The following is a 13,368-nucleotide window of genomic DNA, read 5'->3' on the forward strand; positions in this document are numbered from 1 at the left end:
CCGCATGCCCACGCTGATCCTCGTAAGGCACGGACGGTCCACCGCCAACACCTCCGGGCTGCTCGCCGGCTGGACGCCCGGCATCGCCCTCGACGAGCGCGGCACCGCGCAGGCGGCCGCGCTGCCCGGCCGGCTCGCCGGGCTGCCGATCTCCGAGGTCGTCGCCAGCCCCCTGCAGCGCTGTCAGGAGACGATCCGCCCGCTGCTGGACGCCCGTCCCGGCCTCACCGCCCACACCGACGAACGGATCGGGGAGGCCCACTACGGCGACTGGTCCGGCCGCAAGCTCGCCGAGCTCAAGGACGAGCCGCTGATGGAGGTGGTGCAGGCGCACCCGTCCACCGCCGCGTTCCCGGGCGGGGAGTCCATGCGCGCCATGCAGACCCGCGCCGCCGAGGCCGTGCGCGAGTGGAACGCGCGCGTGGAGCGCGACCACGGCGCCGACGCCGTGTACCTGATGTGCTCGCACGGCGACATCATCAAGTCGCTCGTCGCGGACGCGCTCGGGCTGCATCTCGACCTCTTCCAGCGGATCTCCGTCGAACCGTGTTCCGTCACCGCGATCCGTTACACCCGCCTGAGGCCTTTTCTCGTTCGTCTCGGGGACACCGGGGATTTCGCCTCCCTTGCGCCCCGCGAGGAACCCGCGGGGGAAGACGCCCCGGTCGGTGGCGGTGCCGGCGCGCCGTGATCGTCAGCCGCAGTAGGGTGAAGCGGTCCACGTAGTCGCCGACCGGCACCCCGCGCGGTCAGTCGCCCATCCGAGCCCACGCACTCTCGATTCCCATGGAGACAGGACGTGTCCCGTCAGGTGTTCCTCTACGATCCGCCGGACCGCTTCGTCGCGGGCACGGTCGGACTGCCCGGACGCCGTACGTTCTTCCTCCAGGCCACGGCCGGCCCCCGGACGACCAGCGTGGCCCTGGAGAAGACCCAGGTGGCCGCGCTCGCCGAACGCATGGACGAACTCCTCGACGAGGTCGTCCGGCGCAGCGGCGGCAACGCGGCGGTACCCGCCGTGGCTCCCACCGAGATCGCCGACAGCGCGCCGCTGGAGACCCCCGTCGACGAGGAGTTCCGCGTCGGCACCATGGCCCTCGCCTGGGACGGCGACGAAGAGCGCATGATCGTCGAGGCGCAGGCGCTCGTGGAGCTGGACGCCGACTCCGAGGAGGACCTCGCCGAGGCCGAGGAGCGGCTCCTGCAGGACGAGGAGAACGGGCCCCCGATGCTGCGGGTCCGGCTCACCGGCGCGCAGGCCAGGGCCTTCGCCAAGCGCGCCCTGGACGTCGTCAACGCCGGGCGGCCGCCGTGCCCGCTGTGCAGCCTCCCGCTCGACCCGGAAGGACACGTATGTCCGCGCCAGAACGGATACCGCCGCGGAGCGTGACCGCCGCCGAGCTGCTCGCCCGCGGTGAGCTGAAGGTACGCGGACGCATCCGCGACGCCTCCAACGCGGCCCTGTTCTGCACGGTCGCGTACGACGGCGAGGAAGTGTCCTGCGTCTACAAGCCGGTCGCCGGGGAACGCCCGCTGTGGGACTTCCCCGACGGCACCCTCGCCCAGCGCGAGGTCGCCGCCTACGAGGTGTCCGCGGCCACCGGCTGGGACCTGGTCCCGCCCACCGTGCTGCGCGACGGGCCGTACGGCGAGGGCATGTGCCAGCTCTGGATCGACGTCGACCCGCAGAGCGCCGACCTGCTCGCGCTGGTCGACGCCGAGGAGCCGGAGCCGGGCTGGAAGGCGATCGGGTTCGCCGAGGTCGGCGAGGGGAAGACCGCGCTGCTGGTGCACGCCGACGACGAACGGCTGCGCCGGCTCGCCGTCCTCGACGCCGTGATCAACAACGCCGACCGCAAGGGCGGCCATCTGCTGCCCACCGCCGACGGCCGGCTGTACGGCATCGACCACGGGGTCACCTTCAACGCCGACAACAAGCTGCGCACCCTGCTGTGGGGCTGGGCGGGCGAGACGCTCACCGCGGAGGCCGTGGAGACCCTCCAGGGGCTCCGTGCGGCCCTCGGCGGGGCGCTGGGCGCCCGGCTGGCCGAGCTGATCACCCCGGTCGAGCTGGAGGCCACGCGCGCGCGTGTCGACGCGCTGCTGACCACCGGGCGGCACCCGGAACCGAGCGGAGAGTGGCCGGCCATCCCCTGGCCGCCCGTGTGACCTTTCCGCAGCACACCCCGGGCGCAAGATCAAGAGGGCCTTCCCGGCCATCTGGCCTGGTCCGGTTCGTATACCGAACTCGGGTCCGGTTACGCTCATGTACATGCATGCCTGGCCCGCTTCCGAGGTCCCCGCCCTGCCTGGTCAGGGCCGCGACCTGAGGATCCACGACACCGCGACCGGCGGCCTCGTCACCCTCGACCCCGGTCCCGTCGCCCGAATCTACGTCTGCGGCATCACGCCGTACGACGCCACCCACATGGGGCACGCGGCGACCTACAACGCGTTCGACCTGGTTCAGCGCGTGTGGCTCGACACCAAGCGGCAGGTGCACTACGTCCAGAACGTGACGGACGTCGACGACCCGCTGCTGGAGCGCGCCGAGCGCGACGGCGTCGACTGGGTCGCCCTCGCCGAGCAGGAGACGACCCTCTTCCGCGAGGACATGACCGCCCTGCGGATGCTGCCCCCGCGGCACTACATAGGCGCGGTCGAGGCGATACCCGGCATCGTGCCGCTCGTCGAGCGTCTGCGGGACCTCGGCGCCGCCTACGAACTCGAAGGCGACATCTACTTCTCCGTCGGGTCCGACCCCCACTTCGGCAAGGTCTCGGGCCTGGACGCCGCCGCCATGCGCCTGCTGTCCGCCGAACGCGGCGGCGACCCGGACCGCCCCGGCAAGAAGAACCCGCTCGACCCGATGCTGTGGATGGCCGCCCGCGAGGGCGAGCCCAGCTGGGACGGCGGCTCCCTCGGCCACGGCCGCCCGGGCTGGCACATCGAGTGCGTGGCGATCGCCCTCGACCACCTCGGGATGACCTTCGACGTCCAGGGCGGCGGCTCCGACCTGGCCTTCCCGCACCACGAGATGGGCGCCTCGCACGCCCAGGTGCTCACCGGCGAGTTCCCGATGGCCAAGGCGTACGTGCACGCCGGCATGGTAGGCCTCGACGGCGAGAAGATGTCGAAGTCCCGGGGCAACCTGGTCTTCGTCTCCCGGCTGCGCCACGACGGCGTCGACCCGGCCGCCATCCGCCTCGCCCTGCTCTCCCACCACTACCGCGCCGACTGGGAGTGGACCGACCAGGTCCTGGCCGACGCGGTGGCCCGCCTGGACCGCTGGCGCGCGGCGGTCTCCCGCCCCGACGGCCCGCCGGCCGAGGCCCTGGTGGAGGAGATCCGCGAGGCGCTGAGCAACGACCTGGACGCCCCTGCCGCACTGGCCGCGGTGGACCGCTGGGCGGCGCTCCAGGAGGCCGAGGGCGGCACGGACACCGGCGCGCCCGGCGTGGTGTCACGTGCGGTGGACGCGCTGATGGGCGTGGCCCTCTAAGGACACGCAGGCCCCGCGCCCCGTCTCTCCGGGGCGCCGGGGTTCCCCGTCCGGAGGCTGGGGGAGCACCCGCCCGACCGGCCACGGCCCACCCGCAGCGAACACACCGGCTCAACCCCCACCCGACGGGAAAGGGGCGGTACGCGCCACGCGTACCGCCCCTTTCTCAGTCCTCGGAGGTGTCCTCGCCGTCCGGACCCGGGTCCCCGTCGCCGGGATTTCCGGTGCTCCCGGGCGTGTCGGGCCTGGGTGGCCGCCTGGCCTTCCCGCCGGGACCGCCCGGGTTGTCCCGCAGGTAGGGCGCGCTCTCGGTGCCGTCCGTGGCGTGGCCGCCGCCCGGCGGATTCACGTCCCTGCGCCGCAGGTAGCGTTCGAACTCACGGGCGATCGCCTCGCCCGACGCCTCCGGCAGCTCGGCGGTGTCCCGGGCCTCCTCCAGCGTCTGCACGTACTCCGCGACCTCGGTGTCCTCGGCCGCCAGCTGGTCCACGCCGACCTGCCAGGCGCGCGCGTCCTCGGGCAGCTCGCCCAGCGGGATCCGCAGGTCGAGCAGGTCCTCCAGGCGGTTCAGGAGCGCCAGCGTGGCCTTGGGGTTGGGCGGCTGGGAGACGTAGTGCGGCACGGCCGCCCAGAGCGAGACCGCGGGCACGCCCGCGTGGGTGCACGCCTCCTGGAGGACGCCCACGATGCCCGTGGGGCCCTCGTACTTGGTCTCCTCCAGGTCCATCCGCTGCGCGAGGTCCGGGTCGGACGTGACGCCGCTGACCGGCACCGGACGCGTGTGCGGTGTGTCGCCCAGCAGGGCGCCGAGGACCACCACCAGCTCCACGCCCAGCTCGTGGGCGAAGCCGAGCAGCTCGTTGCAGAACGAGCGCCAGCGCATGGACGGTTCGATGCCCCGCACCAGCACCAGGTCGCGCGGCTTGTCGCCGCCCACCCGGACCACCGACAGCCGCGTCGTCGGCCAGGTGATCTTGCGCACGCCGGCGTCCATCCACACCGTGGGGCGGTTGACCTGGAAGTCGTAGTAGTCCTCGGCGTCCAGGGCAGCGAACACCTCGCCCTTCCATTCCCGGTCCAGATGCGCGACCGCGGTGGAGGCGGCGTCGCCGGCATCGTTCCAGCCCTCGAACGCGGCCACCATGACTGGGTCGATCAGCTCGGGTACCCCCTCCAGCTCGATCACCCAGCGCCTCCTTCCGACGTACCCTCGCCTACGCCCCAACCTTACGGCGTCCGGCGGGGGCGCCCGCAGCCCCCTTGCACGGGGGAGTGAACGGATCACTGCCCCGTTCACCGCCCCCGGACACCCCGAACCGGCGAGGAACGGATCACGGGCAGCAAGCGCTTCACAGGCTGCTGCGCAGCCACTGCTCCACGCTCGCGACGTGCACGGTCGCCCAGGAGCGGGCCGCCTCCGCGTCCCGGTCGCGCAGTGCGGCCAGGATCGCCCGGTGCTCGCGCAGGGTCCGGGCCACCGCGTCCTCCTGGGTCAGGCCGCGCCAGATCCGGGCCCGGGTGGTGGGTCCCGACAGCCCGTCAAGGAGCGAGCAGAGCACGGAGTTCCCCGCGCTCTGCACGATGCCCCGGTGGAACTCCAGATCGCAGGCGACCAGCTCCTCCACCGAGGGGTCGGCGCCCAGCTCGTCCAACTGGGAAGCCAGGGCGTCCAGTTGCCCCTCGCTGATCCGGGACGCGGCCATCGCGGTGGCGGCCGGCTCCAGGATCCGGCGCACCGCGAGGAACTCCAGGACCGTGTCGTCGCGGTGGAAGTCGACGACGAAGCTCATCGCCTCCAGGAGCAGCTGCGGGTCCAGGCTGGTCACGTAGGTGCCGTCGCCCTGCCGCACGTCCAGGATCCGGATCAGCGACAGGGCCCGTACCGCCTCCCGCAGCGAGTTGCGGGACAGCCCGAGTTCCGCGGCGAGTTCGCTCTCCTTCGGCAACCGGTCACCGGGGCGCAGCGCACCGGAGACGATCATGTCCTTGATCTTCTCGATCGCCTCGTCGGTGACTGCCATACCGGGCCTCCTCGCGGCTCAGACCTCCGATGTCTGGGCCACATTATGCGACCTGGTCAGGCCCCGGTCAGCGGGGCGGCTCGTTCAGTGCTCTCACCTCCGGCGACTCCCGCGGGCCCGGTGGGGCGACGGACGCGCCGCCCGGACCCGCGAGGTACGACTGCAACCGCACATGCCGGAACTCGTAGTACGCGCCGGACTGCCGCAGCACGCCCCGCCGGTGCGCGTCCGCCAGGAACGCCATCAGATGCCACGGCAGCCGCCCGGTCAGCGCGAGCCAGCCGCGGGCCACCACGAGCCGGCCCCAGGCGCTCAGCGCCAGTGCGGCCGTGCCCAGCGGCAGCCAGAGCTGGGTGCCCACGTGCGCCAGGCCGCCCCGGTCGCCCGGCACCAGCGTCACCGGCACACAGACCAGCGCCACCAGCAGGGCCACTACCCCGCCACGGGTCAGCGCGGCCGTGCGGTCGGTGCGCAGGGACGAACCGGGACCGGGCGTCCGCATGGTGTCGGAGGGCACGCTCAGCGCCGCGTACACCCCGCACACGCACCCGCCCACCACCCCGAGCAGCACCCCGGCGGCCACGAACGTCGGCAGGAAACGCGTCAGGACCACCGCCGGGGGCGTCTCCGTCAGCCAGGCGCGGGCCTCCGGCGGCAGCATCGACCGCAGGTTGGCCGCGTCCGCGACCGACTCCGAGCGCCCCCGGCCGGCCGGCGACAGCCGTACGACGACCCGGCCCCGCCGTGACTCGAACACCGTGACATCCGTGTGGAACCCGGCACAGTGCCGGCCGCGCACCAACGGGATCGTGCAGTCCGGAGGCACCGCACCGGCCGGATAGGCGACCGGCCGGGCGCTCCCGCCCGGGATCAGCAGCGTGCCCTCCGACGGCCGGCGTGCCAACGCCGTACGGACGCCCCCGCGCTCCCCGTACCGCCAGCCGTCCGCGTGCCGCCCGGCGAGGTCGGGCGCCGCACCCGACTTGAGGACGGTCACGCCCGCGGCGGCGCACCCCGCCAGGGCGCACGCGGTGCCTCCGGTGAGCAGCGCGACGGCCGTGCCCCTGGCCATGCCGGTCGCGAACCGCCGTACGATCCGCCCGGCCCGCTGCGGCGGCGCGGCCGCCCGTGCCGCCCGGCGGGCGCCGCTGACCAGCAGCGCGGTGCCCGCACCGCCGGCCGTCACGCCCATCAGCACCGGCCATGGACCGGTCGAGCGGTCCAGCAGCCCGTTCACCGCCGCGCCGGACCCGCCCAGCACCAGCATCGCGCCGCACGCCCGCGCCCAGGCCCGCTCGGCGGCACCGGTCCACGGCAGACCGAGCGGCAGCGGCCGCCGGGACAGGCCGGCGATGCCGAAGAACAGCGTGAACAGCAAGGAGAACAGACACCCGCCGAGCAGGTCGGGCAGCCAGCCGTCGGTCACCGAGCCGAAACGGAAGCCGAACCGCAGATCGTCGGCGTACGCGACGGCCGCCCACAGGGCCGTGCACACCCCCACGACCGTCAGCGCCTGGTGGAGCAGGAACCGCCGGTCCGGTCCGTGCTCGCCGTGCGGCAGCAGCCGGGCCACCCCGAAGGCGAACCCCGCCGTCTGCCCCACCAGTGCGGCGACGAGCGACAACACGTCCTCCACCCCGGCGAGTTCGCGCACCGCCCGGGTCACGGCCACCGGCAGCAGCAGGGCGGACAGCACGGCCATCGACAGCAGTCCGGGCGCGTAGAGCCGCAAGGCGCGCGGCAGCAGCGCCTCCAGCTCCCACCAGGCAAGCCGTGCGGTGTCCCGACGGCGCAGCTCCCGGGCCAGCAGGACCAGCCGTCGTACCGCGTCCGCCGCCGCCTCGGCATCCGCGTCCGCGTAGGCGGCGGGCAGGAACGCCCCGAGCAGATGTTCCTCGACCGCGGCCGGCGACGCGAAGCGCCCGGGGTCCAGGAGTTCCGCGGGGTCACGTGAGGTGTCGCCGTACACCGCGCGGGCCATGGCCACCATCAGGGGCGTGCCGAGCGCCTGGGCGAGGGGCGAGCGGGGGTGGCGTTCCAGGTGCCGCAGGACCGGGCTCCACACGGTGTCGGACGTCCCGCCGGCACCCCGCCGCGGCCGTGCCGTGCGCTCCAGGTGGGCGGCGGCCCCGCCGAGACCGAGGGGCAGCAGTTCCACCACCTCGGCTCCGGTGAGCACGTCGCCCTCGGTCACCGCGGCCGCCCAGGCCGTGGTGCGGCTGGTGAGCAGGAGCGGGAGGTCGGCGTCGAGTTCCGCGTTGATGCGCCGCACGGCGTCCACGTGCGCGGGGCGGGTCAGCTCGTCGAAGCCGTCGAGGACCGGCACCACCAGCCCCGCGTCCAGCAGGTCGCGTGCGAGGGTGCGGTTGCCGTCGGTGACCGTGGCCAGCGGCGGATAGTCGGTGGCGAGACGATCCGTGAGCCAGTCGCGCAGTCCGGTCTGCCGCGGGTCCCAGCCGGCCAGCGGGAAGATCACCGGTACCGGGTCGCCGGTGCGCCGGCCGGACAGCCTGGCCAGGACGAACCGCAGGGCCAGCACGCTCTTGCCCGAGCCGGGCCCGCCCAGCACCACCAGCCGCCGCCAGGGAAGCGCGTCGAACCCGTCGGCGAGGCCGGCCGGCACCGACGTCCGGGGGGCGGGTACCCCGGGCTCCCGCCAGGCCTCGCCGCCGGCCGGCGGGTGGTGCCCCTCCCAGGAGTGGCCCGCGTCGGCGTTCTGGTCCTGGTTCCGGGGCGCCCCGGTGGCTCCGCCCCCGTCGGTGCGCCGGATGTTCTGCGGATGGTCGGCCAGGCGGCGGTCCGCGGGGGCCCACGGGACGTCGATCGGCTCCGGGTCCTGGAGCCTGCGCAGCCGGGCCTCCGTCGCCCACTGTTCCCGCACCGCCTCGGCCAGCGCGTCGGCAGCCCGCCGCCGCGGTTCCTCGGCGGACGCCGGAGCCGGATCGGCGTCACGGCGCAGCACGTCGGCCACCAGTGCCGCCACCGAGACCAGCGTGCCGATCGCCGACACCAGGACGCCCGCGGTGGCCGCGTCGTGCCGCCAGTACCGCAGCACGACCGTCAGCGCCACCAGCGCCACCGCACACGCGGACAGCGCCAGGCGCCGTCGCCCGCGCGGCGTGTGCCATCCGCTCCGCATCCGCAGCTTCACCTCCTGTCACGCACCGCAGACTGCTGTGCCGAATGACCCGTTTTAGCCGCCGGAGCTGCGGAGAACGGACTGTTCGAAACACGTGTGAGTGAGCGCGTGGAAGCGTCCGGGGAGCGGCCGGTGGCGCGGTGGCAGGGGTCGGGCACCTCACCCGGGCATAAGGCGACGGCATACGCGCGTACGCCCGGGCGCGTGCAGGGGGGAGGGGGCGCGTGCATGGGTGAGGGGCGGCTCCCTAGGGGAGGGGAGCCGCCCCTCAGGACCCGGCACCGGTACGGCGGGGCCGGGGGTTCCGGGGCGCCGGGCCGGTCAGGGCGTGCCCGGCGCGCCGCTCGTCCGCCGAACCCGGCGGCCGGGCGCGGTCACTTCTTGTCGAGCAGGTCCTGGACCTTCGCCTTGACGTCGTCCGTGGCCAGGCCGCGGATCGTCAGCGTGGTACGGCGGCGCAGCACGTCGTCCGTGGTCTCGGCCCACTCGTGGTCGCGGGCCCAGACCACCTGCGCCCAGATCTCCGGGGCGTCCGGGTGGACCCGCTCGGCCAGCTCCGGGTGCTCGTTGGCGATCCGGGCTATGTCGAAGGCCAGCGAACCGTAGTGGGTGGCCAGGTGCTTGGCCGTGTCGGCGGCCATGCGCGGGCCGGGGGCCGGGTTGTCCACCAGCAGGCGGTGGGCGACGGCGCGCGGGTTGGCGACACCGGGCAGCGGCAGCTTCTTCGGCAGCGAGGCGATCGGCTCGAAGTCGTCGCCCAGCGGGTGGCCCGGCAGCGCCTCCAGCTTCTCCATCACGGTCCGGCCGATGTGCCGGAAGGTGGTCCACTTGCCGCCCGCCACGGACAGCATGCCGCCCCGGCCCTCGGTCACCACGGTCTCCCGCTTCGCCTTGGCGGTGTCGCCGGGACCGCCCGGCAGCACCCGCAGGCCCGCGAAGGCGTAGGTGATCAGGTCACGCCGGAGCTGCTGGTCGCGGACCGAGAACGCGGCCTCGTCCAGGATCTGCGCGGTGTCCTTCTCGGTGACGGAGACGTCCGCCGGGTCGCCCTCGTACTCCTCGTCGGTGGTGCCGAGCAGCAGCATGTCCTCCCAGGGGAGGGCGAAGGTGATCCGGTACTTGTCGATGGGGGTCGCCAGGGCGGCCTTCCACGGAGCCGTCCGCTTCAGGACCAGGTGCGCGCCCTTCGACAGCCGGATGGACGGGGCCGCGTTCGGGTCCTCCATGCGGCGCAGGTGGTCGACCCAGGGGCCGGTCGCGTTGAGCACCAGCCGGGCGTTGACGCCGAACTCCTCGCCGGAGACCGCGTCCTTCAGGTCGGCGCCCGTGACCCGGCCCTTGGTGAAGCGCAGGCCGGTGACCTGGGCGTGGTTGAGGACGACCGCGCCCGCCTCGACGGCCGCGCGGACCGTCATCAGCGCCATGCGGGCGTCGTTCATCTGGTCGTCGCCGTACACGGCCACGGCCTTGAGGTTCTCGGTGCGCAGCTCCGGCACGTCCCGCTGGGCCCGGGCGGGCGAGAGCAGGTGGCCGACGCCGTCGCCGAACGCGGAGAGCGCGGAGTAGGCGAAGACGCCCGCCCCGAGCTTCGCCGCGCCGTGCGGACCGCCCTTGTACACGGGGAGGTAGAACGTGAGCGGGTTCGCCAGGTGGGGGGCCACCTGGCGGGAGACCGCACGGCGTTCGAAGTGGTTCTCCGCCACCAGCTTCACCGCGCCGGTCTGCAGGTAGCGCAGACCGCCGTGGAGGAGCTTGGAGGAGGCGGAGGAGGTGGCGCCGGCGAAGTCGCCGGCGTCGACCAGGGCCACCCTGAGACCGGACTGCGCGGCGTGCCAGGCGGTGGAGATGCCCAGGATGCCACCGCCGATCACAAGAAGGTCGTACGACGCCTTGGAAAGCTGCTCCCTGGTCTCGGCGCGGGTCGGCAGTGAGCCGGAGGCCGGGTGCGTTCCCAGGGCAGGCACGGACTGCAGGGTGGACTGACTGGTCATGTCGGGTTCTTACTCCTCGTCAGAGCTCGATCGTGAGAGCGTGCGCGCTCTCGTCAGCTCTCGTCGTCGATCCAGCCCATGGTCCGGTCGACGGCCTTGAGCCAGTTCTTGTACTCACGGTCGCGGGTCTCCGCGTCCATGCGGGGGGTCCATTCGGCGGCCCGGCGCCAGTTGGCGCGCAGCTCGTCGGTGCTGGACCAGAAGCCGACGGCGAGGCCGGCGGCGTAGGCGGCGCCCAGGCAGGTGGTCTCGGCGACCATCGGGCGCACCACCGGTGCGTCGAGGACGTCGGCGAGCTGCTGCATCAGCAGGTTGTTGGCGGTCATGCCGCCGTCCACCTTCAGGGCCACCAGCTCGTCGCCGGAGTCCTTCACCATGGCGTCCGCGATCTCGCGGGTCTGCCAGGCGGTGGCCTCCAGGACGGCGCGGGCCAGGTGCGCCTTGGTGACGTACCGGGTCAGGCCGGCGATGACACCGCGGGCGTCGGAGCGCCAGTGCGGGGCGAACAGGCCGGAGAAGGCCGGTACGAAGTACGCGCCGCCGTTGTCCTCGACCGAGAGCGCGAGCGTCTCGATCTCGGCCGCGGTGGAGATCAGCCCCATCTGGTCGCGCATCCACTGCACCAGCGAGCCGGTGACGGCGATCGAGCCCTCCAGCGCGTAGACCGTCGGCGCGTCGCCGATCTTGTAGCCGACCGTGGTCAGCAGGCCCGCGTAGGAGTTGATGATCTTCTCACCGGTGTTCATCACCATGAAGGTGCCGGTGCCGTAGGTGGACTTGGTCTCGCCCTCGGAGAAGCAGGTCTGGCCGAACAGCGCGGCCTGCTGGTCGCCGAGCGCGGAGGCGACCGGGATGCCACCGAGCAGCTCGCCGAGCGGGCCGCCGGTGACCTCGCCGTAGACCTCCGCGGAGGAGCGGATCTCGGGGAGGATCTGCAGCGGCACGCCGATGGACTCGGCGATCTTGTCGTCCCACTGCATGGTGTGCAGGTTCATGAGCAGGGTGCGGGAGGCGTTGGTGACGTCGGTGTAGTGCTTGCCGCCGTCGACGCCGCCGGTCAGGTTCCAGATGACCCAGGTGTCCATGGTGCCGAAGAGGATGTCGCCCGCTTCGGCGCGCTCCTTGAGGCCGTCGACGTTGTCGAGCAGCCAGCGGGCCTTGGGGCCGGCGAAGTAGGAGGCCAGCGGGAGGCCCGTCTCACGGCGGAAGCGGTCCTGGCCGACGTTGCGGCCGAGTTCGCGGCAGAGGGCGTCGGTGCGGGTGTCCTGCCACACGATGGCGTTGTGGACCGGCTCACCGGTGTTCTTGTCCCACAGCACGGTGGTCTCGCGCTGGTTGGTGATGCCGATGGCCTTGATGTCGTCGCGGGTGATGCCGGCCTTCTGGATCGCCCCGGCCACGACTTCCTGGACGTTGGTCCAGATCTCGTTGGCGTTGTGTTCGACCCAGCCCGGCTTGGGGAAGATCTGCTCGTGCTCCTTCTGGTCGACCGAGACGATACGGCCGTCCTTGTCGAAGACGATGCAGCGGCTGGAGGTCGTGCCCTGGTCGATCGCGGCGATGAACGGGCCTGCGGTGTGGGCGTCGGTCACTGTGTGCTCCTCGAAGATCCGTGGTGTGGGGCGGTACGTCTGCTGCTTCAGCGGAGTGCTGCCGGTGGCGGAGGACTGCTCTTAAGCAAAGGCGACGTTGTAGATGCCTGCGGCTATCGCTCCGCCGATCAGCGGACCGACCACCGGGATCCAGGCATAGCTCCAGTCGGAGCCGCCCTTGTTGGGCAGGGGGAGGAGTGCGTGCACGATGCGGGGGCCGAGGTCACGGGCCGGGTTGATGGCGTAGCCCGTCGGGCCGCCGAGCGAGAGACCGATGGAGACGACGACCAGCGCGGTGATCAGGCCGCCCAGCACACCGAGGCCGTTGCCCTTGTCGTTGAGGCCCTGGGTGAGGACCGCGAGGATCAGCACGACGGTGCCGATGATCTCCGTGGCGAGGTTCTGCGCCGCGTTACGGATCTCCGGGCCGGTGGAGAAGATGCCGAGGACCGGGCCCGCGCCCTTCTCCTCGGCCTCCACGGCCTTGGCCGCGGTGTCCTGCGCGCCGGGACCGCCGACGATCTCCCGGTCGGTGAGGTGCGCCTGGAACTGGCCGTAGTAAGCGGCCCACACCAGGGCCGCGCCGATCATCGCGCCGAGCAGCTGGCCGGCGAAGTAGACCGGAACGTTGCTCCAGTCGTCGTCCTTGATGGCGAGGGCGACGGTGACGGCCGGGTTGAGATGGGCGCCGGACAGCGGTCCGGAGATGTAGACCGCCGTCATGACGGCGAAGCCCCAACCGAAGGCGATGGCGAGCCAGCCGGCGTTGCGGGCCTTGGAGGCCTTGAGCGTGACGGCGGCGCACACACCGCCGCCGAGCAGGATGAGTATGGCGGTACCGATGGTCTCGCCGATGAAGATGTCGGAGCTGGACACCCGCGACTCCTTTGTCCTTCGTCCAGGGAAGCCGAACCCCGAGTCCCGTCGGGGTGTTGGCGCCGCTCTCGTGGGTGAGAGCGAATCCGGCCCTTGGCGTTGTCACACTCTAGCGCGTATTGCCGGTAGGTGTTCGACAATGCCGACCGATGGACGGGAGTCTCGCCCCGGCGTCACGCGTGCGTCAAGAGTTCCGTTATCGAAAGCGCGATCGTTATTGAGTGCCGTGTGTCGTGGATCCCTGTCG

General features: G+C 72.8%; 10 protein-coding genes. 4 read left to right on the forward strand and 6 right to left on the reverse strand.

The genetic code is table 11. The features are described 5' to 3' along the window. The first annotated feature begins 4 nt into the window (after nt 1-4). From ACFY3I_RS20980 to mshC, 4 genes are all read left to right on the forward strand, one after another. Nucleotides 5-691, forward strand: a complete 687-nt coding sequence (locus ACFY3I_RS20980) for a histidine phosphatase family protein (RefSeq protein WP_390861931.1) — start codon at nt 5-7, stop codon at nt 689-691. 108 nt (nt 692-799) lie between these two features. Further along, nucleotides 800-1,390 carry a DUF3090 domain-containing protein gene (locus ACFY3I_RS20985; RefSeq protein ID WP_365287939.1) on the forward strand — a complete coding sequence of 197 codons (591 nt, stop codon included), beginning with the start codon at nt 800-802 and terminating at the stop codon, nt 1,388-1,390. Beyond that, nucleotides 1,354-2,169, forward strand: a complete 816-nt coding sequence (locus ACFY3I_RS20990) for an SCO1664 family protein (protein WP_390861932.1) — start codon at nt 1,354-1,356, stop codon at nt 2,167-2,169. The genes ACFY3I_RS20985 and ACFY3I_RS20990 overlap by 37 nt, the downstream gene beginning before the upstream one ends. Before the next feature lie 103 nt (nt 2,170-2,272). Next, nucleotides 2,273-3,502: a cysteine--1-D-myo-inosityl 2-amino-2-deoxy-alpha-D-glucopyranoside ligase gene (mshC, locus tag ACFY3I_RS20995; RefSeq protein WP_365287935.1), complete on the forward strand. Its 1,230-nt coding sequence runs from the start codon at nt 2,273-2,275 to the stop codon at nt 3,500-3,502. A 166-nt stretch (nt 3,503-3,668) separates the two neighbouring features. On the opposite strand, the gene ACFY3I_RS21000 is transcribed toward mshC, so the two are convergent. The 6 genes from ACFY3I_RS21000 to ACFY3I_RS21025 all read right to left on the reverse strand — a co-directional run bounded on the left by ACFY3I_RS21000 (nt 3,669) and on the right by ACFY3I_RS21025 (nt 13,121). Then, entirely contained in the window at nt 3,669-4,688 is a 1,020-nt protein-coding gene (locus ACFY3I_RS21000) for a PAC2 family protein (RefSeq protein ID WP_390861933.1), read from the reverse strand. Between the two features lie 163 nt (nt 4,689-4,851). Continuing rightward, entirely contained in the window at nt 4,852-5,523 is a 672-nt protein-coding gene (locus ACFY3I_RS21005) for a FadR/GntR family transcriptional regulator (protein WP_390861934.1), read from the reverse strand. 67 nt (nt 5,524-5,590) lie between these two features. After that, entirely contained in the window at nt 5,591-8,662 is a 3,072-nt protein-coding gene (locus ACFY3I_RS21010; RefSeq protein ID WP_390861935.1) for an NACHT domain-containing protein, read from the reverse strand. Between the two features lie 374 nt (nt 8,663-9,036). Then, nucleotides 9,037-10,653, reverse strand: coding sequence for an FAD-dependent oxidoreductase (locus tag ACFY3I_RS21015; RefSeq protein ID WP_390861936.1), 1,617 nt, complete (start codon nt 10,651-10,653; stop codon nt 9,037-9,039). Nucleotides 10,654-10,706: 53 nt separating this feature from the next. Beyond that, on the reverse strand, nt 10,707-12,245 hold the full coding sequence (glpK, locus tag ACFY3I_RS21020; protein WP_365287925.1) for a glycerol kinase GlpK: 1,539 nt from the start codon (nt 12,243-12,245) through the stop codon (nt 10,707-10,709). An 81-nt stretch (nt 12,246-12,326) separates the two neighbouring features. Then, entirely contained in the window at nt 12,327-13,121 is a 795-nt protein-coding gene (locus tag ACFY3I_RS21025) for an MIP/aquaporin family protein (protein ID WP_365287923.1), read from the reverse strand. Between the last annotated feature and the right edge of the window lie 247 nt (nt 13,122-13,368).

It is taken from the genome of Streptomyces sp. NPDC001068, from assembly GCF_042897315.1.
Lineage (GTDB): Bacteria > Actinomycetota > Actinomycetes > Streptomycetales > Streptomycetaceae > Streptomyces.

Excerpts from the sequence above, each read along its gene's own strand:
- mshC (WP_365287935.1), top strand. The coding sequence starts at position 2,273 with ATGCATGCCTGGCCCGCTTCCGAGGTCCCCGCCCTGCCTGGTCAGGGC.
- ACFY3I_RS21010 (WP_390861935.1), bottom strand. The coding sequence starts at position 8,662 with ATGCGGAGCGGATGGCACACGCCGCGCGGGCGACGGCGCCTGGCGCTG.
- ACFY3I_RS21015 (WP_390861936.1), bottom strand. The coding sequence starts at position 10,653 with ATGACCAGTCAGTCCACCCTGCAGTCCGTGCCTGCCCTGGGAACGCAC.
- ACFY3I_RS20980 (WP_390861931.1), top strand. The coding sequence starts at position 5 with ATGCCCACGCTGATCCTCGTAAGGCACGGACGGTCCACCGCCAACACC.
- ACFY3I_RS20990 (WP_390861932.1), top strand. The coding sequence starts at position 1,354 with ATGTCCGCGCCAGAACGGATACCGCCGCGGAGCGTGACCGCCGCCGAG.
- ACFY3I_RS21005 (WP_390861934.1), bottom strand. The coding sequence starts at position 5,523 with ATGGCAGTCACCGACGAGGCGATCGAGAAGATCAAGGACATGATCGTC.